The sequence below is a fragment of the Ornithinicoccus sp. genome (assembly GCF_057176825.1).
In genome coordinates, this window is record NZ_CM169976.1 from 644720 (window position 1) to 661982 (window position 17263).

The 17263-nt window shown below is 72.0% G+C and carries 15 protein-coding genes, 1 tRNA gene and 1 pseudogene; 7 read left to right on the top strand and 10 right to left on the bottom strand.

What is annotated here, in order from left to right:
* The first annotated feature begins 7 nt into the window (after positions 1-7).
* The gene (locus AC1QRC_RS03440; protein ID WP_484205432.1) at positions 8-991 is read left to right on the top strand and encodes a ribose-phosphate diphosphokinase; all 984 of its coding nucleotides are present in this window, start codon (positions 8-10) and stop codon (positions 989-991) included.
* 34 nt (positions 992-1025) lie between these two features.
* Here AC1QRC_RS03440 and AC1QRC_RS03445 read toward each other — a convergent pair whose 3' ends face one another.
* Complete coding sequence (locus AC1QRC_RS03445; RefSeq protein ID WP_484205433.1) at positions 1026-1289, bottom strand: cell division protein CrgA; 264 nt, start codon at positions 1287-1289, stop codon at positions 1026-1028.
* Between the two features lie 101 nt (positions 1290-1390).
* Between AC1QRC_RS03445 and AC1QRC_RS03450 the strand changes: the two genes are divergently transcribed.
* Entirely contained in the window at positions 1391-2161 is a 771-nt protein-coding gene (locus tag AC1QRC_RS03450; protein ID WP_484205434.1) for a DUF881 domain-containing protein, read from the top strand.
* A gap of 30 nt (positions 2162-2191) precedes the next feature.
* Here AC1QRC_RS03450 and pknB read toward each other — a convergent pair whose 3' ends face one another.
* From pknB to AC1QRC_RS03480, 6 genes and pseudogenes are all read right to left on the bottom strand, one after another.
* On the bottom strand, positions 2192-4165 hold the full coding sequence (pknB, locus tag AC1QRC_RS03455; RefSeq protein WP_484205435.1) for a Stk1 family PASTA domain-containing Ser/Thr kinase: 1974 nt from the start codon (positions 4163-4165) through the stop codon (positions 2192-2194).
* Positions 4162-5619, bottom strand: coding sequence for a peptidoglycan D,D-transpeptidase FtsI family protein (locus AC1QRC_RS03460; RefSeq protein ID WP_484205436.1), 1458 nt, complete (start codon positions 5617-5619; stop codon positions 4162-4164). Before AC1QRC_RS03460 ends, pknB begins: the two co-directional genes overlap by 4 nt.
* A pseudogene (locus AC1QRC_RS03465) lies at positions 5616-6993 on the bottom strand (FtsW/RodA/SpoVE family cell cycle protein). The gene AC1QRC_RS03460 and the pseudogene AC1QRC_RS03465 overlap by 4 nt, the downstream one beginning before the upstream one ends.
* Positions 6990-8429 (bottom strand): PP2C family protein-serine/threonine phosphatase, encoded by a 1440-nt coding sequence (locus AC1QRC_RS03470; RefSeq protein ID WP_484205437.1) that lies wholly within the window; start codon positions 8427-8429, stop codon positions 6990-6992. The pseudogene AC1QRC_RS03465 and the gene AC1QRC_RS03470 overlap by 4 nt, the downstream one beginning before the upstream one ends.
* Before the next feature lie 3 nt (positions 8430-8432).
* A complete protein-coding gene (locus tag AC1QRC_RS03475) occupies positions 8433-8906 on the bottom strand; it encodes an FHA domain-containing protein FhaB/FipA (RefSeq protein WP_484205438.1) in 474 nt (157 codons plus the stop codon).
* Positions 8903-9865 carry an FhaA domain-containing protein gene (locus AC1QRC_RS03480; RefSeq protein ID WP_484205439.1) on the bottom strand — a complete coding sequence of 321 codons (963 nt, stop codon included), beginning with the start codon at positions 9863-9865 and terminating at the stop codon, positions 8903-8905. Before AC1QRC_RS03480 ends, AC1QRC_RS03475 begins: the two co-directional genes overlap by 4 nt.
* Before the next feature lie 221 nt (positions 9866-10086).
* On the opposite strand from AC1QRC_RS03480, the gene AC1QRC_RS03485 reads away from it, so the two are divergent.
* The 4 genes from AC1QRC_RS03485 to AC1QRC_RS03500 all read left to right on the top strand — a co-directional run bounded on the left by AC1QRC_RS03485 (position 10087) and on the right by AC1QRC_RS03500 (position 12298).
* Positions 10087-10170 (top strand) — tRNA-Leu (locus tag AC1QRC_RS03485).
* 515 nt (positions 10171-10685) lie between these two features.
* A complete protein-coding gene (locus AC1QRC_RS03490) occupies positions 10686-11198 on the top strand; it encodes a pyridoxamine 5'-phosphate oxidase family protein (protein WP_484205440.1) in 513 nt (170 codons plus the stop codon).
* Positions 11199-11231: 33 nt separating this feature from the next.
* The gene (locus AC1QRC_RS03495) at positions 11232-11786 is read left to right on the top strand and encodes an orotate phosphoribosyltransferase (RefSeq protein ID WP_484205441.1); all 555 of its coding nucleotides are present in this window, start codon (positions 11232-11234) and stop codon (positions 11784-11786) included.
* An 80-nt stretch (positions 11787-11866) separates the two neighbouring features.
* A complete protein-coding gene (locus AC1QRC_RS03500; RefSeq protein ID WP_484205442.1) occupies positions 11867-12298 on the top strand; it encodes a carboxymuconolactone decarboxylase family protein in 432 nt (143 codons plus the stop codon).
* Here the strand turns inward: AC1QRC_RS03500 and AC1QRC_RS03505 are convergent.
* A complete protein-coding gene (locus AC1QRC_RS03505) occupies positions 12295-13461 on the bottom strand; it encodes a hypothetical protein (protein ID WP_484205443.1) in 1167 nt (388 codons plus the stop codon). The genes AC1QRC_RS03500 and AC1QRC_RS03505 overlap by 4 nt on opposite strands.
* Before the next feature lie 161 nt (positions 13462-13622).
* On the opposite strand from AC1QRC_RS03505, the gene AC1QRC_RS03510 reads away from it, so the two are divergent.
* Positions 13623-15617 (top strand): vWA domain-containing protein, encoded by a 1995-nt coding sequence (locus AC1QRC_RS03510; protein ID WP_484205444.1) that lies wholly within the window; start codon positions 13623-13625, stop codon positions 15615-15617.
* A 24-nt stretch (positions 15618-15641) separates the two neighbouring features.
* On the opposite strand, the gene AC1QRC_RS03515 is transcribed toward AC1QRC_RS03510, so the two are convergent.
* Positions 15642-16178 (bottom strand): helix-turn-helix domain-containing protein, encoded by a 537-nt coding sequence (locus AC1QRC_RS03515; protein ID WP_484205445.1) that lies wholly within the window; start codon positions 16176-16178, stop codon positions 15642-15644.
* 44 nt (positions 16179-16222) lie between these two features.
* Positions 16223-17251, bottom strand: a complete 1029-nt coding sequence (locus AC1QRC_RS03520; protein WP_484205446.1) for a serine/threonine-protein kinase — start codon at positions 17249-17251, stop codon at positions 16223-16225.
* Positions 17252-17263 lie beyond the last annotated feature (12 nt).

Below are 17263 nucleotides of genomic sequence, written 5' to 3' on the forward strand. Positions count from 1 at the left end.
GTAGTCGATGCGCGAGATCGTCGTGTTCTCCGGGGGTGCCCACCCCCGCCTGGCCCAGCAGATCTGCCAGGGGCTCGGGGTGCGCCTGGCGCCGTCGACGACGTCCCGCTTCAGCAACGACTGTCTCCAGGCGCAGCTCCAGGCCAACTGCCGGCAGCGCGACGTCTACATCGTGCAACCCCTGGTGAAGCCCACCCAGGACACGCTGATGGAGTTGCTGCTGATGGTGGACGCGGCCCGCGGGGCGTCCGCGGCGCAGATCACCGCCGTGATCCCGCACTACGCCTACGCGCGGTCCGACAAGAAGGACTCCTCAAGGATCTCCCTGGGCGGCCGCCTGGTCGCGGACCTGCTCGGGACCGCCGGCGTGGACCGGGTGCTGACCATGGCGCTGCACGCCCCCCAGGTGCACGGCTTCTTCCCGGTGCCGGTGGACCACCTCACCGCCATCGGCGTGCTCGCCGACCACTTCCGGGGCACCGACCTGTCCGACGCGGTGGTCGTCTCCCCTGACCTGGGCAACGCCAAGACCGCCACCCAGTTCGCGCGTCTGCTGGGACTGCCGGTCGCGGCCGGCAGCAAGCAACGGCTGGCCGACGACAGGGTCGTGATCGACGCGATCGTGGGCGACGTGGCCGGCCGCCGCGCGATTGTGCTGGACGACGAGATCGCCACCGGTGGCTCCATCGTGGAGCTGCTGGACCGGCTCAAGGATGCCGCGTGCACGGAGGCCGCCGTGGCCTGCACCCACGGCCTGTTCGCGGGGCAGGCGGTGGAGCGGCTGCGCAGCCATCCGATGATCAGCCAGGTCGTCACCACGGACACCGTGCCGGCACCCCCCGACTGGCCCGAGCTGCAGGTGCGGTCCGTGGCGGACCTCTTCGCCGAGGCGATCGCGCGGATCCACGCCGGGGAGTCGGTCAGCAGCCTGTTCGACGGCGTGGACCCCGCCTACGCACCGCCGCAGGGGTCCCTGTTCGACCAGGCCTGAGTGTGGCGCGGACCCACAGCCCGCCCGCGCCGGCCTAGCGCCAGCGGGTGGCCATCGCGAAGCCGGCCATGATCGAGCCCAGGCCCACGGCCAGGTTCCAGTAGCCGATCTTCAGGGGCCAGTCGCCGGAGGTGATGTAGAACACGGACACCCACAGGACGCCAAGGATCATCAGGCCGCACATGACCGGGACGAACCACGTGGGGTTGCTCTGCGGCGGCGCGGCAATGTCGGCCTGCTTGGGCTCCTTCTTGCGGGAACGGGACTTCTTGGGTGGGCGGCCCTTGGACTCCGGCACGGTGACTCCTTGTCGGCAATGGTGCCCACAGGATACGCAGGTGCGCGGTCTACCCTGACCCCAGGAGAGCAGCACCGGGCCGAGCCAGGGGACGAGGTGCCATGACGGGCGAGCAGCCAGCCACGCGGCGGACGCCGTGGCGCTACGTGGTTCCCGTGGCCATGCTGGGCGCGGGACTCCTCTTCGGGACGTCGGCGGCGCTGGCTGACCGGTCCGGGTCGGTGGAGCGACCCACGGACCTGGCGGGGCTGGTCGCCGAGCGGGACCGGGCCGTGGCCGACCTGACCGCGCAGGCGGATGAGTTGGCCGCGCAGGTGGCCGAGCTCAGCAGGGGCGGCGGCACCGTCCGTGAGGTGACCGAGCGGGCCGACCGGATCGCCCCGGCGGTGGGGACGGGCGCGGTGCAGGGCCCCGCCCTGCGGGTCACCCTGGACGACGCCGGCTACAGCCTCGACACCCTCCCCGAGGGCTACAGCGTGGACGACGTCGTGATCCACCAGCAGGACGTGCAGGCTGTCGTGAACGCGATGTGGTCCGGGGGGGCGGAGGCGATGATGATCCAGGACCAGCGGATCGTGGCCACCAGCGCGGTGCAGTGCGTCGGGAACACGCTCTACCTGCAGGGCCGGGTGTACTCCCCGCCCTACACGATCACCGCGATCGGGGACGTGGAGCAGATGGCGCAGGCGCTGGAGGACGACCCGGTCGTGGCCAACTTCCGCGGGTGGTCGCAGGTGCTGGGGCTCGGCTACCAGGTCGAGGATGCCGGGGAGCAGGTGCTCCCGGCGTACAGCGGTGCGACCCGGCCGCAGCACGCCGAGGTGGTCGTGCCGGAGGAGCCGGTCGAGCCCCCGGACGGCCAGGTGCAGTAGCGCCTGCGGGCGGGCCGACCGGAGTTGCGACTAGTCCCCCGGACCCGGGCCGAAGGTGCGGGTCTCGCTGTCCCCCGGCGGGTCGGTGGTCGTGGGGTCGTCGGTGTCCGTCGGTTCGTCGGTCTCGGTCGGTGGCGCGGTCTCGGTCGGGGTCGTGGTGACCGTGATCGACTCGGTCGCGGTGACCGTCTCCGGCGGGGCCTGCGCCACGGTGAGCGTGATCTCGGTGCCGTAGTCGACCTCCTCGCCCGGCTCGATGGACTGGGCCAGGACCGTGTTGGGGTCGGTCGAGGAGGTCCGCTCGTACTCGATGGTGACGTCGAGCCGCAGCTGGTTGCTCAGCGTGGCAAACGCCTCGTTGACGTTGTCGTCGACCACGTCGGGCACCTCCACCTGGCCGCTGGCCACGGTGAGCACCACGGGGGTGTCGGGGTCGGCGGCCTCGCCGATCGCCGGGATGGTGTCGATCACCCGGCCCTGCTCGTAGTCCGGGTTGTGCTCCTCCTGCACCTCCTCCTCCACCTCGAGGCCGACCGAACGCAGCCTGGCCCGCGCCGCCTGCTCGGTGAAGTCGCGGACGTCGGGCACGGTGATCGAGTCCGGCCCCTGGGAGACCACGACCTCGACCGTGCTGTCCTCCTCGGCCCGGGTGTTGCCGTCCGGCGTCTGGTCGATCACCCGGCCCTGGGCGGCGTCATCGGCCTGGTAGCTGACATCGGCGACCAGCCCGGCATTCTCGATCTGCTGCACCGCCCGCTCCTCGGTCTCCCCGACCACGTCGGGGACGGTGACCATGATCGGCTCCTCCGGGTCGTCGCTGCCGGGCCCGAGGACCTGGAAGACCACCCATCCGACGCCGGCCAGGGCGAGCAGGGCGAGCATGCTCAGCACCATCCAACCGCCCCGGTGCCGCTCCTCGCGGACCGGGATCTCGTCGGTGCTCTCGTGGTCCTCCCGGTATGCCGTGCGCGTGCTCTCGGGGGGCCGCTGCGCCGGCGGGGGTGGACCAACGGGCCGACGTTGCGGGCCCCCGGCCTGGGTGGGGATCGCCTCGGTGGGCTGGTCCGCCCGCCCGGTGGCTGCCACGCCGGCCGCGCCCGCGGCATACCCCACGCGGTCCAGGGTCTCCTGGGCGTCGGGGCTGACCGTGCGCCCGGACCGGGCGGCGTGCAGATCGTCCCGGAACGCCGCGGCGGTCTGGTAGCGGGCGTCCGGGGACTTCTGCAGGGCGTGCAGGGCCACGGCATCCATGGCGGGGGCCAGGTCGTGCTGCACCGTCGAGGGCGCCTTGGCCTGCTCCCCGATGTGCTGGTACACCAGGGACACCGGGTCGCCGACGAACGGCGTGCGGCCGGTGAGCAACTCGTAGAACAGGCACCCGGCCGAGTACAGGTCGGAGCGGGTGTCGACCTCCAGCCCCTGGGCCTGCTCGGGAGACAGGTAGCGCGCGGTGCCCAGCACCGCCTGCGTCTGGGTCATGGTGGCCGCGGTGTCGGCCAGCGCGCGGGCGATGCCGAAGTCCATCACCTTGACCGCGCCCCCGCGGGTCACCATGACGTTGGCCGGCTTGATGTCGCGGTGCACGATGCCGCGCTGGTGGGAGTACTCCAGCGCCGACAGGACGGCCGCGCTGATCCGGGCGGCCTCGTCGGGGTCCAGCACCTTCTCGTCGTTGAGCACCTGGCGCAGCGTCTTGCCCTCGACGTGCTCCATCACGATGTAGGGCACCATCACCGGGGCTCCGCCGGCCTCCCGGTGCTCCTGCTCCCCGGAGTCGTAGACGGCCACGATCGCGGGGTGGTTCAACCCCGCAGCGGACTGGGCCTCACGGCGGAAGCGGGCCAGGAACGAGGTGTCCCGGGCCAGGTCGGTGCGCAGGATCTTGATCGCAACCGTGCGTCCCAGCCGCAGGTCGTGGCCCACGTGGACCTCGGCCATGCCGCCCCGCCCGATCAGCTCGCCGACCTCGTAGCGTCCGCCGAGCACGCGTGGTTCGTCAGTCACCGGTTCACCCCCGCCTCCAGGACGGCCCGTGCGATCGGTGCCGCCACCACTCCTCCGGTCTCCCCGGTCCAGTCGTCCGAGGCGCTCTCCACGATCACGGCCACCGCGATCTGCGGGTCGTTGGCCGGCGCGAAGCCGGTGAACCAGGCGTGGGCGGCCCCGTTCGAGCCGTACTCCGCCGTCCCGGTCTTGCCCGCGACCCGGACCTCCGGGATCGCCGCCGCCTGACCGGAGCCGGAGCTCACGACCGACTCCATCATCGCGGTGAGCTCCTCCGCGGTCGCCGGAGACGTCGCCTCGGACAGCTCCTGCGGGGAGGTCTGGTCGATGGTGTTGAGGTCCTGGTCGCGGACCGTGCGCACCAGGTAGGGCTCCATGACCACCCCGTCGTTGGCGATGGCGGCGGACACCATGGCCACCTGGAGGGGGGTGACCCGCACGTCATACTGCCCGATGCCGGTCAGCGCCACCTGGGCGTCGTCCAGGTCTCCCGGATAGGTGCTGGACGTCACCGACATCGGGACCTGGAGGGACTGCCCGAAGCCGAACGCCTCCGCCTGGTCGTTGATCGCGCCGGCCCCGAGCTCCCCGGCCAGCCAGGCGAAGGAGGTGTTGCAGGACACCCGCACCGAGTCGGCCAGACTCGCCTCGTCGTTGTCGCCGCAGGCGGCGCCGCCGAAGTTGGGCAACTCGGTCGTGGTGTTCGGCAGGGTGTAGCGCAGTGGTGCCTGCAGCGTGCTGTCCGGCTCGTAGTCGCCGGACTCCAGGGCGGCGGCAGCCACGACGAGCTTGAAGACCGAGCCCGGCGGGTAGAGGTCTCCGGCGATGGCCCGGTTGATCATGGGTCGCCCCTGATCGCCGGACAGCTCGGCCCACGCATCCTCCACCTGGCCGAGTTGGTGGGAGGCCAGGAGGTTCGGGTCGTATGTCGGGTGGCTGACCATCGCCAGGATCGCGCCGGTCTGCGGGTCCAGGGCGACGACCGCGCCGCGGCGCTCGCCGAGCGCGTCGTCGGCCGCCTGCTGGATCTCCGGGTCGAGGGTCAGCTCGAGCGAGGCGCCACTGGGGGTGGTGCCGGTGACCAGGTCGACAATGCGGCGGTAGAACAGCAGGTCGTCAGTGCCGGAGAGGAGAGCGTCCCGGGACAGCTCGAGGCCGCCGCCGGCGCCGTAGATGAAGGAGTAGTAGCCGGTGGTGTGGGCGTACAGGTCCCCCTGGGGGTACTCCCGGATCCGGCGCAGGTTGTCGCCGGAGGCCACCGACCGGGCGACGGGGTCGCCGTCGACCAGGATCGCGCCGCGATCCCGGCTGTAGTTGGACAACAGGGTGCGCCGGTTGCCGGGCTTGTCGCGCAGGTCGTCCGCCTGGACGAACTGGATGTAGGTGGTGGCGATGAGCAGGGCCGCGAACATCGCGAACACGACGACCGCCAGCTTGCGGATCGGGGCGTTCACCGGGACCCTCCTGCCGGTTGCGGCGCGGTGGACCCGACCTCGTCGTGGACCCGCTCCGAGACCGGGCGCCGGGCGTGGTCACTGATCCGGAGCAGCAGCGCCAGGATGATCCAGTTGGCCAGCAGGGAGGAGCCGCCGGCGGACATGAACGGCGTCGTCAGGCCGGTCAGCGGGATGACCCGGGTGATGCCCCCGACGATGACGAAGACCTGCAGGCCGAAGGAGAAGGACAGGCCGGTCGCCAGCAGCTTGCCGAAGCCCTCACGTGCCCCGATGGCGGTGCGCAGCCCGCGCTGCACCAACAGCCCGTAGAGCACCAGGATCGCAAAGACGCCGATCATGCCGAGCTCCTCGGCGAAGCTGGCCACGATGTAGTCGCTGTTGGCCAGGTAGGTCTCGCTCGGGTAGCCGTTGCCCAGACCGGTGCCGAACAGGCCGCCGTGCGCCATCCCCATCAAACCCTTGGCGACCTGGTCGGACTGCACGTCGCTGGCAAAGGGGTCCAACCACAGGTGCACCCGGGTCTGGACGTGCGCGAACAGTTGCCACGCGACATACGCCCCGCCGGTGAACAGGGCGAGGCCGATGACGATCCAGCTCACCCGCTCGGTGGCCACGTAGAGCATCGCCACGAACAGCCCGAAGAAGAGCAGGGAGGACCCGAGGTCCCGTTGCCCGATCAGGATGACGATGGACAGGCCCCAGGCGGCCAGCAACGGCCCCAGGTCGCGTCCGCGCGGCAGTTGCAGCCCGAGGACCTTGCGGCCCACCAGGGACAACGCGTCGCGGGTGGAGACCAGGTAGCCGGCGAAGAAGACGGTGAGGGCGATCTTGGCGAGCTCGCCCGGCTGGAAGCTGAACGGCCCGATCCGGATCCACAGCCGGGAGCCGAACTCCTCCACGCCGAGGCCGGGCACCATCGGCAGCAGGAGCAGGATGATTCCGGCGGCCATCGCGACGTAGGTGTAGCGGCGCAGCAGCCGGTGGTCGCGGACCAGGAACAGCACGACCCCCGCGATCACGATCGCCAGCACGCTCCACATCAGCTGCCGCGTGGAGGCCCACACCTCCGGGGAGCGGCCGGAGCCGAGGTCGAGCCGGTGGATCATCACCAGACCCAACCCGTTGAGCAGGGTGGCGATCGGGAGCAGCAGCGGGTCGGCATACGAGGCCTTCCAGCGCAGCAACAGGTGGAACAGCCCCGGTGATCGCGAGCAGGCCTCCGCCGTGGGTCACCAGGTCGGCCGGGACGGTGCCCTCCAGGGCCAGCCCCACGTTGACGTAGGCCAGCAGCACGATGGCGATGGCGAAGAGCAGCAACACGAGCTCGGTGTTGCGGCCGGTGCGCGGGCGCACCGAGGTGACGGTGCTCATGGTCGACAGTCCTCGGTGGGCACCTCGGGCGTCGGGGCCACCGGGCCGGTCGCGGTGGCCTCGTCGGTGTCCTCCGGCCCTGCGGTGCGGGACTCGCGGTCCTGTGGCCCGGCGGTGCTCGCTGCCCGGTCGGGTGTGGCCGTGACCGGCTCGCCGTCGGGGCCGACAGTGACGGTCACCCGGTCCTCGGACGCGGTGGGCAGGGGGAGTGGGGTGAGGTCGCGGCAGCGGGGCAGCGCCAGCTGGCGCAACTCGTCGACGATGGACTCGGCCCCGGGCAGGTCGTCCGCCGACAGGGTGCCGCGCACTTCCTGCTGGTAGTAGGTCGGCAGCGCCGTCACCTCGATGTCGGAGACCGACTCGACCTGCGACAACTCGATCGGGCCCAGGTCCTGGGAGACGCCGCGGAAGATGGCGACGTGGCCGTCCTCCTCGCCGACGAAGTACTGCCGCTGGCTCCAGTCATAGGTGGCCCAGCCGCCCCCCGCGACCACCAGCAGGATCGCCAGGCCGATCAGGGTGCGGCGCACCCAGGCCAGGGGTCCGGAGGAGTCGCTCTCCTCGGCCAGCTCGAGCGCCTCGCCGTCCTGCCCGTGCACCTCCCGCGCCAGGGCCGCGGCCTTCTCCGCCGGGGTCTGCGGGGCCAGCAGGGCCATGCCCCGGCGCTCGCTGGCCGCCCCGACCACCTGGGGCTTGGTGGTGCCCTCGCCCGCCGGGACGACATCGGCCACGATCACCGTGACGTTGTCGCGCACCGAGGCCCGCAGCGAGATCTCGATCAGCCGGTCGGCGATGGCGCCGGGCGAGGCCTCCTCCAGCAGCAGGTCGGCGACCGTGCCCTCGGCCACGTAGTCGGTGAGGCCGTCCGAGGCCAGCAGCAGCCGGTCCCCGACCCGCAGCTCGCGCATCGACAGATCCGGCTCGTCGCCCTCCCGGCCGGTGAGCACCTTGGTCACCAGCGAGCGCTGCGGGTGGTGCAGCGCCTCCTCCTCGCTGATCCGCCCCTCGTCCAGCAGCTTCTGCACGAACGAGTGGTCCTTGGTGATCTGGGTGACCCGGGTCCCGCGGCGCAGATAGGCCCGGGAGTCCCCGATGTTGGCGACCGCCAGCTTGGCCCCGGAGCGCATCATCGCGATGCAGGTGGTGCCCATCCCGTCCAGGCTCTCGGTCTCCTCGGCGACCTCGCCGAGCCGGTCGTTGGCCGAGAGCACGGAGCGCTCCAGGATGTCGAGCATGTCGTCAGCGCCGTGGCTCTCACCGTCCAGGTGCACCAGCTCGCCGACCACCAGGGAGCTGGCCACGTCGCCCGCGGCGTGCCCGCCCATGCCGTCGCAGAGCACCAGCAACTCGGGCCCGGCGTAGGCGGAGTCCTCGTTGCGGGACTTCGTGCCGAGCCCGACGTGGGAGCGGGCCGCATAGCGGAAGGCGACGGACATCGGCTACCGCTTGAGCTCGAGGATGGTCTGGCCGATCCGCAGCCGGGTCCCGGGCTCCACGACGGTCGGGGCGGTGATCCGCTGGTTGTTCAGGAAGGTGCCGTTGGTGGACCCGAGGTCCTCGGCGTACCAAGAGCCACCGTCGCCGGGGTAGAGGCGCAGGTGCCGACCGGAGGCGAAGTCGTCGGTGAGCACCAGGGAGCACTCCGGGTTGCGGCCGATGAGCAGGCCGTTGTCGGTCAGCGGCACGGTGGTGCCGCGCAGCGAGCCGGCCACGACCGCGACGTGGGAGGGACCCTTGCGGGCCGCACGGGTGTTGCGGGCCGGTCGGCCCTCGCGGCGCTGCGGGGCGGCGCTGCGGGTGGTCACCCGGGTGCCGTAGAGGTCGCCCCGCAGGGCGCTGACCACACTGAACACGAAGGCCCACAGCAGGACGAGCAGTCCCAGGCGGACGATGTTCAGCGTCAGCTCGCTCATCGTCCCCCGTCCAGGTGGAACGTCACGGTGCTGCGACCGATGGTGAGGCGGTCGCCGTTCTGCAGCTGCTCGCTGCCGACCTGGTCGCCGTTGAGGTAGGTGCCGTTCGTGGATCCGAGGTCGCGGACGAACACCTGGAGGTGGGGGCCATCGTGGGTGATCCGCAACTCGGCGTGACGCCGGGAGACACCCGGGTCGTCGACGACGATGTCGGCGGAGTTGTCCCGGCCCAGGGTCGTCACCGCGGCCCGCAGGTCGTGGCGGCGCCCCGAGATGTCGATCCACGGACCCTTCGGCCGGGCCTGGGCCGGGCGCTGCTGGGGCGGCCTGGCCGCGGGGAACTGCCGGGTCTGTGGTCCGTCCGAGCCGGATCCGCCGCCCCCGCCGAACGCGGCCGCACCTGCCGCGCCGACCCCGGCGGGCGCCGGCCCGCCCGGTCGCTGCTCGGGGCGTCCCCCCTGGCGCTGGTCGGGGCGGGGCCGTTGCGGTCCCGCGGGACCATTCGGCATACCGGAGGGTCGTTGCCCACCCTGCTGCCGCGGCGCTCCCTGCTGGCCAGGACCTTCCTGCTGGCGCTGCCGGCGGCGGGCGTTCTTGGAGACGGGCCGGACCCGGAAGATGCCGGTCTCGAGCTCCTCGTCGCTGCTCAGCCGCACCTCCATCGGCCCCGCCGGCGTGTAGCGCTGCGCCTGCGCGTGGTCCTCCACGGCGGCCACCAGCTCGTCGGTCAGCGCCTCCTCGTAGGAGGCGAGGCGCTCGAAGTCGGTCTTGGCCAGCTCGATCGTGAAGACGTTGGGCACCATGGTGCGCCCCGGCCCCAGCACCGCCGCCCGCTCGTCCATCGCCCCCCGCATCGCCGAGGCGATCTCGACCGGCTGGACCTCCGCCTTGAAGACGCGCGCAAAGGGCGCCTTGACGGCACGCTCCAGGCCGCGTTCGACCCGGTCGAGGATTCCCACCGTCCACTCCCTTCGTCAGTGACGGACCGGCCGCCTGCCGGTCCTGCGGTTCCCGCAGGCACGCGGGCGGATCGGTGCCGCCCGCGGCCACCTGGCCGATCGTATCCGCCCTCCCTGGGCGAATCGGGGAGCCGTCCCCCGACACGTCCACCTGGACCTTCGCGACCGCTCCGCTCGATTCCTGATCACGGCTGGCACCGTGCTAACCTGTTCCAGCACTCGCGCGGGTGGCGGAATTGGCAGACGCGCACGGTTCAGGTCCGTGTGCCCGAAAGGGCGTGGGGGTTCAACTCCCCCCTCGCGCACAGAAACCGATCGGCCCTCCAGCCAGCGGAAGACCTTCGCTGACTGGAGGGCCGATCGGCGTTTCTGGGCCAGACTCTGCTCCTGCGGTGGCGACTCCGCTACACAGATGGCGACTCTGCTACTGAGATGGCGACTCTGCTACTGAGATGGTCACTGTGCGTCTGTCCGGACCGGCGCACAGTGACCATCCCAGTAGCACAGTGGGCCATGCCGACCTTCGGGCGCGGACCACAGGTGTGGCGCGACCTCACGTGTCGGCAGCTACACGCTCCGCGACGACTCGTGTTCACCAGGTGACTGACCATCGCGGCCACAGCCCAGACATTCTCTAAGCAGGAGTCCACGCCCATCGGCTGGCCCCAAGTTCCCGAACAAGGACACCGCTCGACCAGACACCGAGCCCGCGGGCGACCACTCAGTGCTCAGAGATCACCACGTGTCCCGGTCGGACGTTCGGCCCGCCCGCGGACTCACTCAGAGGCTAAATGTCGGTGGTCGGGTCTACGTTCGTGGGATGGACCCGAGTGAGCCGACAACCGACCGTCCCACGTTCCCGGACGGCTACGGCGTCCCCGAGACCTCCGAGGGGCTGCTGGACTGGGCGCAGGTGGAGCAGCGCCTCGTGTCGTCGGAGCACTACTGGCTGTGCAGTGTGCGGCCGGACGGCACGCCGCACTCGGTGCCGCGCTGGGGCGTCTGGGTGGACGGGAAGTTCTGGTACGACGGCGCCCCGACCACCCGGCACACCCGGAACGTCGAGGCCAACCCGGCCGTGACCCTCACCCTGGAGAGCGGACGCGAGGTGGTGGTCGTCGAGGGGACGTCCCACGCCACCCGGGCCGAGGCGGACGGGTTGGGTGCGCGGCTGGCGCAGGCCTTCGTCAAGTATGCCGAGGCGGGCTATGCGCCGACCGCCGACTCCTGGTCGGGTGAGGACGGTGGCGGCCTGCGGGTCATCACCCCGCGCCGGGCCATGGCCTGGTTCGCCTTCCCCCGGGACTGCACCCGATTCACCTTCGGGTCCTGACCCGACCCGTTCCTTCGTGGAATCCTCGGGGCCATGAACCGTCAGCTTCTCGCTCAGGACCTCGACGCGGCCTGCCGGCTGACCGGTCGGTTCATCCTGCGCTCCGGCCAATCCGTCGACGAGTACTTCGACAAGTACTTGTTCGAGTCTCAGCCAGACTTGTTGCGACGCGTCGCTGAGGCCATGGTCCCGCTGGTCCCGGCAGACACCGAGCTCCTCGGGGGCCTGGAGCTGGGCGGCATGCCGATCGTCACGATGCTCAGCTCCCTGACGGGCATCCCGGCGGTGTTCATCCGGAAGGAGGCCAAGGGGCACGGGACGCGCCGCCTGGCCGAGGGGGCTGACCCCCGCGGCCGGCATGTCACCCTCGTCGAGGACGTCATCACCACAGGTGGGGCGGTCCGGGACGCCACCGTCGCGCTGCGCCAACTCGATGCCACCATCGCCGTCGTCCTGTGCGCCATCAACCGCAGTGGGGCAGGTGGTGCGGCACTGGCAGACCTTGGCCTCGAGACGAGATCGGTGCTGACCAAGGCGGACCTCGACGCGGTCCGGTCGCCCAGCAAAGGCTCAAGCGACCTTTCCTGACCGGAGGCGCCCTCCGCGCTCCGGCCAATATTCGGTCGAGCCACCACCGACAGCCCCTCCATAGTGGGGTGATGCCACGGATGAAGATGCAGAAGGTCCTCCCGCTGTCCTACGCCCCGGTGCTCGCCCTCGAGGCCTACGCCCGGAAGAACAACGACAAGGTCGTCTACGAGCTGGTCAAGATCAGGGCGTCCTCGCTCAACGGGTGCAGCTACTGCCTGGCGATGCACACCCGTGATGCCCGCAAGGCCGGGGAGACCGAGGAGCGGATCGCGGCGGTGCAGGAGGACTGGCGGCAGGCCGACCTGTGGACCGGTGCCGAGGCGGCGGCCCTGGCCTTCACCGACGAGGTCACCAGGCTGGGTGAGGGCGGTGTGTCCGACGAGGTCTGGGAGGAGACCGTGCGGGAGTGGGGGGAGAAGGGTGCAGGACACCTGATCATGGCGATCGCCGCGATCAACGTGTGGAACCGGATCGCGATCGCCACCGACCTCACCGCCGCGGACCTCTAACGGCTCCGCCCGGGGGCTGCGCCGTCGGAGCGCCGGTGCAGCACGTAGCCCCAGACCGCGAGCCCCAGGGCGGGACCCCAGATCCAGAACGGGAAGATCAGCGCGCTCACCAGCGCCTGCGTCGGGCCACTCTGCCCGAACATGGTCACCATCGGCACTGACGAGACGGTGAGCGCGGCAGCCACGGCGGCACCGGGCACCGCGGCGAACCAGACCGGCACCGCCCGCCCCGCCACACCGGGGACCCAGCGGGGGAAGACCTCGCCCCAGCGCTGGATGAGTCCCAGGGTGAGCGCGAACCCGGCCCACCCGCCGAGCGAGAGCATGAGTCCCCAGAGCCGCATGTCCGGCGTGAGGTCGGCCGGCACCAGGAGCGGCCAGTCGGTGAGCCAGCTGAGCCGCTGCACCGAGTACGGCAACGGGCCCAGCGCCGCGATCACGGTGATGGCCGTCCGGTGTCGCAGCACCCACCCGGCCGCGCGGTCCAGTCCCCCGTGGGACGTCGCGGCCTGCAGGCCCAGCACCGCCCAGACCAGCGCGGTGGCGGTCAGCGTGAAGGGCGCCGCCAGTTGGCGGGGTGCCTCGGTGAGCAACTCGCCGAACAGGTTGGTGATGGCCGCCGCCTCGGGGGTCAGGATGCCGCTGAACACGCCACCGGCGGCGACGGCGGTCAGCACGAGCATGGTGACCCACCGGGAGCGGCCGCCCTGCCGGAGCAGTCCGATGACGAGGATGACCAACCCGACGGGCACGGCGCAGGCGGTGAGGTAGCCGAGTCCCATGATCACGCCGATGCCGAGCAGGCCGAGACCGATCACGCCGGCCAGCGCCGCACCCGTCGGGCCTACCCAGGCGGGCCACCGGGCCCCGGCCCGCCGCGTTGCCATGAGGGCGCAGGTCGCCAGGCCCAGTCCGAGCAGACCCGCGACGAGCTGGACCAGCGCGGCACCCCCCGGCGACACGAGGTTGCCCAGGAGCGAGTCGAGGTCACCACCGGGGCCGTGCGGGTTCCGGTCGGGATCGGCGAGCCAGAGTGCGCCGAGGGCGGCGGTGGCGGCGCCGAGCACCGCCGCCGCACTGCCGACCCAACGGCGCGGTTCGGTGCGGCGCGGGAGTCCTGCGGGAGGAGCGGTTTGGCTGGTGTCGTGGCGTGCGGATGTCATGCTCCCTACGATTCGCCGAGCACGCATGCCGTCCGTCACCCGTGCGGGTGACGGTGCCCGGCACGCGGGTGACGTAGGACGACACGAGGCTTGACTTTGCGAAAGTAAATCCCTAGATTCCCGATTGCAAATCAGCCGACCGTAGAATGGAACCCGAGATCATGGGACGCACCGCCCGACCTGACCGTCGCCGCGCCACGCTCCGCACCGCCGTGCTGGGGTGGACCGTGGCGCTCCTCGCCGTCGTGGCGCTGCCCGCCGTTGCGGCACCGGAGGACGAGGAGTCAGCGGAGTCCGGGGCGACGACGGAGCAGCCGCCGGTGATGCTGGTGCTCGATGCGTCCGGCTCGATGCTCGAGGAGGACGCCGGTGACGGGGGGCCGCGGATGGAGGTGGCCAAGCAGGCGGTCACCGACCTGATCGCGGCCAGCCCGGAGGAGTCCCGGCTCGGGGTGATGGTCTATGGCAGCGAGATCGGCAACACCGAGGCCGAGAAGGAGGCGGGCTGTCAGGACATCGTCACGCTGGCTGAGGTCGGCCCCATCGACAAGGACGCCGTGACGCGGGAGGTCGACGCCGTCACCGCATCCGGGTGGACCCCGATCGGCGCGGCCCTTGAGGAGGCGGCGCAGGCCCTGGGGCAGGAGGGACCGCGCTCGATCGTCCTCGTCTCCGACGGGATCGACACCTGCGCGCCGCCGGACCCCTGTGACGTGGCCGCCGACCTCCGCGACGCCGGGGTCGACCTCGCGGTGCACACGGTCGGGTTCCGCGTCGACGCGCAGGCCCGCGAGCAGCTGCGGTGCATCGCCGACGCAACCGGTGGCACCTATGCGGATGCCGGCGACGCCGGAGAGCTGACCGAGCAGCTGAGCGTGCAGGTCCAACGGGCGCTGCGCAGCTATGTGCCGGCCGGTCAACCGGTCCAGGGGGGTGCGACCGAGGCGGAGGCGCTGGAGCTGACCGAGGGTGACTACGTCCTGGAGTTGGGCAGCAACGAGGGCGCCGCTCCCGAGCGTGCCATCCAGTACTTCGCCGTGCCGATGCGGGAGGGCGAGGTGCTGCATACGGCCGCCTCACTGATCCGGCCGCAGGACGGGGGCTCCTCGATGGAGTTCGGTGCCATCGCGGTGGACCACCTCGGCGACCGGCGGTGCGGGTCGGCCTACGACCAGGGCAGGGCGAGCAACATCCTCGGTGGTCCGCCGACGGCGGTGCAGATCTCGCGGCCGGCCGAGGCCGATCACGCGTGCTTCCCCGACGGGTATGCCGTGGTGTCGGTCGAGCGCTCCGGCAAGCACGCGGTGAATGTGGACCTGCCGGTCGAGCTGTCCCTGCGCGTCACCCAGCCGGTCGACCCCGGCACGGTGACCAAGGCACCCGCCGCAGACATCGAGCTGCCCACCATCTCCCAGTCGGACCGGGACGGTGCCACGCCCGTCCTCCCCGGGCTGAACTATTCGACCGCTGCGTCGATCGAGCCGGGCGTGCACCGTGCGGAGATCACCAATGGCGAGGTGCACCTCTACACGGTCCGACTGGAGCCGGGTCAGCGACTCGCGACGGCGGTCAGCCCGGAGTCCGGTCTCACCGGTCTCAACGGGATGCAGCTGAACTTCGCGGCGCCGGACCGCACGGCGCTGCGCCCGCAGGAGAGCAGCGTCGGCTATCGATCCGGGTCCTTCATCACCGGGATGTCGAACGGTGACGTGCTGGCCGACCGGATGCGGGACACGGTCGACCCGGCGGAAGGCAATCCCCCCAACGCGGCCGGCGACTACTTCGTGATGGTCAGCCTCCAGAACGGCGACCAGAGCGTGGTCCCCTACACCCTCAAGGTGGAGGTGGCCGGCGACCCGGTGGCGGAGCCCACGCCCCTGGCGGATCCGGAGCCGCTGACCGAGGCCGGCCGCGCGGCTCTCGTCGAGGAGACCGAGGCGGACAGCGAGCAGGATGCGGCGGGCGCGACCACCGACGGGGCCCCGGCGACTGCGGGTCCGGACGGGCAGGACGCAGAGGTCGACGCCGCCGGACCAGCCGGGGACGCCGGGTCGGACGCCGCGGGGATCTCCCCGCTGACCTGGCTGCTGGCCGGCGGCGGTCTGCTGCTGGTCGTCGCCGGAGGTTGGCTCCTGGGGACCCGCGGACGAGCCTGACCCACGCGCCCGTCCCGCCTCCGGTCAGAGGTCGCGGTGCGAGGCAAAGTGCCGGGCGGCCTCCTCGGCGCTGCCCAGGCCGTAGACCCGCAGGAGCTCGGCCACCCCTGGGTGGGCGGGCTCCAGCAGGTCCGCCGCGTTCCGCAGCTCCTGGCCGGAGGCGACGGCACGCAGCAGTCGGTGCACCGCCCGGGGCGTCTCGCCCCCGTCTGACGGCTGGGTGTCCTCGAGGCGGGCCACGGGCTGGGACAGCGTCCACTGCCCACTCACCTGCCGGATTTCGTCCAGCCGGTCCGGCACGTCGGCCGCGGCCACGGCACCGGAGGCCACCCGTCCTGCGAGTTCCTGGAGGGCGCCCAATCGGTTCACTGCCACGGGGTTGCCGAGCTTGACCCGCCGGGCGGTCACCAGTTGCGACAGCATGGGTGCCGAGATCCCGATCACCTGCGCGAGCTGCGCCTGGGTCAGCCCGAGGGTGCTGCCCAGCCGGTGCACGACACCGTCCAGGGACTCCCCGTAGATCTCCGCCTGCACCTGGCGGTTGCGCGTCTGGTCGGCCACCGCCCCAGGGTAACCAGCCGACCGGGGCGGGCGGCGGCCCGCGCCTACCCGAGGGCCAGCACCAGCGCGGTGAGCAACGCCGCCAGCCCGGCCGCCAGCAGCGCGCCCCCGAGGACCACACGGCCCCTGCCGGCCGTGGCAGGTTGCGGGCCGAGGCGATCCGCCACGGGCGACACCCCGTCGCTGACCCAGGGGTGCTCGCGTGGGGTCGCGGGTCCCTCCTCGGTCCACCCGGCCGGGAGGTCGGGGACCTGGTCGAACACCTCGACCTCGCCGTCCCCAAGGTCGCGGGGACTCCGGGAGATCAGCCCGGTCGCGCGCAACGACTCCCGTGCCGCCGCCGCCGACTCCGGGCGGTCGGCGGGGTCCGGCGCGAGGAGGTCGAGCACCAGCCCGGCCAGGGCCGCCGGGACCTCGGCCCGGATGAGCGCCTCGGCGGCCCCGGCGTCCGGCTGCGGCGGCTGCGCGACCAACAGTTGGTATGCCGTCGCCCCCGCGCCGTACAGGTCGCCCCGCGGGTCGGGCTCCGCGCCCTCCAGCGCCTCGGGGGCCAGGTACCCGGGGGTGCCGTGCGCCACCGGCCCCGTGGTCAGGCGGGGCCCACCCAGGGTGGTGGCCAGGCCGAAGTCGGACAGCCGCCCGTGCGGCACGCCGGAGCCCGTCGCGTCAAGGAGCAGGTTGGCCGGGGTCACGTCCCGGTGCACCACCCCGGCCCCGTGGACCTGCTCCAGCCCGGCGAGCAGCTGGTCCAGGAGTGTGGCGACCCAGGCGGGTGGCAACGGTCCGTGGTCGCCGACCAGGGTGGCCGCGGACCCGCCGCGCACCAGCGGCATGGTGAAGAGCACCCGCTCGTCCTCCCCGGCCCAGCCCAGCGGGGTGAGCACGTGGGGGTGCTCGACCCGGACCAACTGCTCGCGCATGAAGCGGAGCAGGGAGCTGGCGTCCACCTGACGGAGCACCTTGGCGGCGACGTAGCGGCGCTCGCGGTGGTCCCAGGCGCGCCAGACGTCTCCGCCACCCCCCGCGCCCAGAGGATCGACGAGCTCGTACCGTCCGCCGAACAACGCGCCCACGCCCGGAACTCT

Excerpts from the sequence above, each read along its gene's own strand:
- AC1QRC_RS03500 (WP_484205442.1), top strand. The coding sequence starts at position 11,867 with ATGAAGATGCAGAAGGTCCTCCCGCTGTCCTACGCCCCGGTGCTCGCC.
- AC1QRC_RS03475 (WP_484205438.1), bottom strand. The coding sequence starts at position 8,906 with ATGAGCGAGCTGACGCTGAACATCGTCCGCCTGGGACTGCTCGTCCTG.
- AC1QRC_RS03505 (WP_484205443.1), bottom strand. The coding sequence starts at position 13,461 with ATGACATCCGCACGCCACGACACCAGCCAAACCGCTCCTCCCGCAGGA.
- AC1QRC_RS03450 (WP_484205434.1), top strand. The coding sequence starts at position 1,391 with ATGACGGGCGAGCAGCCAGCCACGCGGCGGACGCCGTGGCGCTACGTG.
- AC1QRC_RS03510 (WP_484205444.1), top strand. The coding sequence starts at position 13,623 with ATGGGACGCACCGCCCGACCTGACCGTCGCCGCGCCACGCTCCGCACC.
- AC1QRC_RS03440 (WP_484205432.1), top strand. The coding sequence starts at position 8 with ATGCGCGAGATCGTCGTGTTCTCCGGGGGTGCCCACCCCCGCCTGGCC.
- AC1QRC_RS03490 (WP_484205440.1), top strand. The coding sequence starts at position 10,686 with ATGGACCCGAGTGAGCCGACAACCGACCGTCCCACGTTCCCGGACGGC.
- AC1QRC_RS03495 (WP_484205441.1), top strand. The coding sequence starts at position 11,232 with ATGAACCGTCAGCTTCTCGCTCAGGACCTCGACGCGGCCTGCCGGCTG.
- AC1QRC_RS03470 (WP_484205437.1), bottom strand. The coding sequence starts at position 8,429 with ATGTCCGTCGCCTTCCGCTATGCGGCCCGCTCCCACGTCGGGCTCGGC.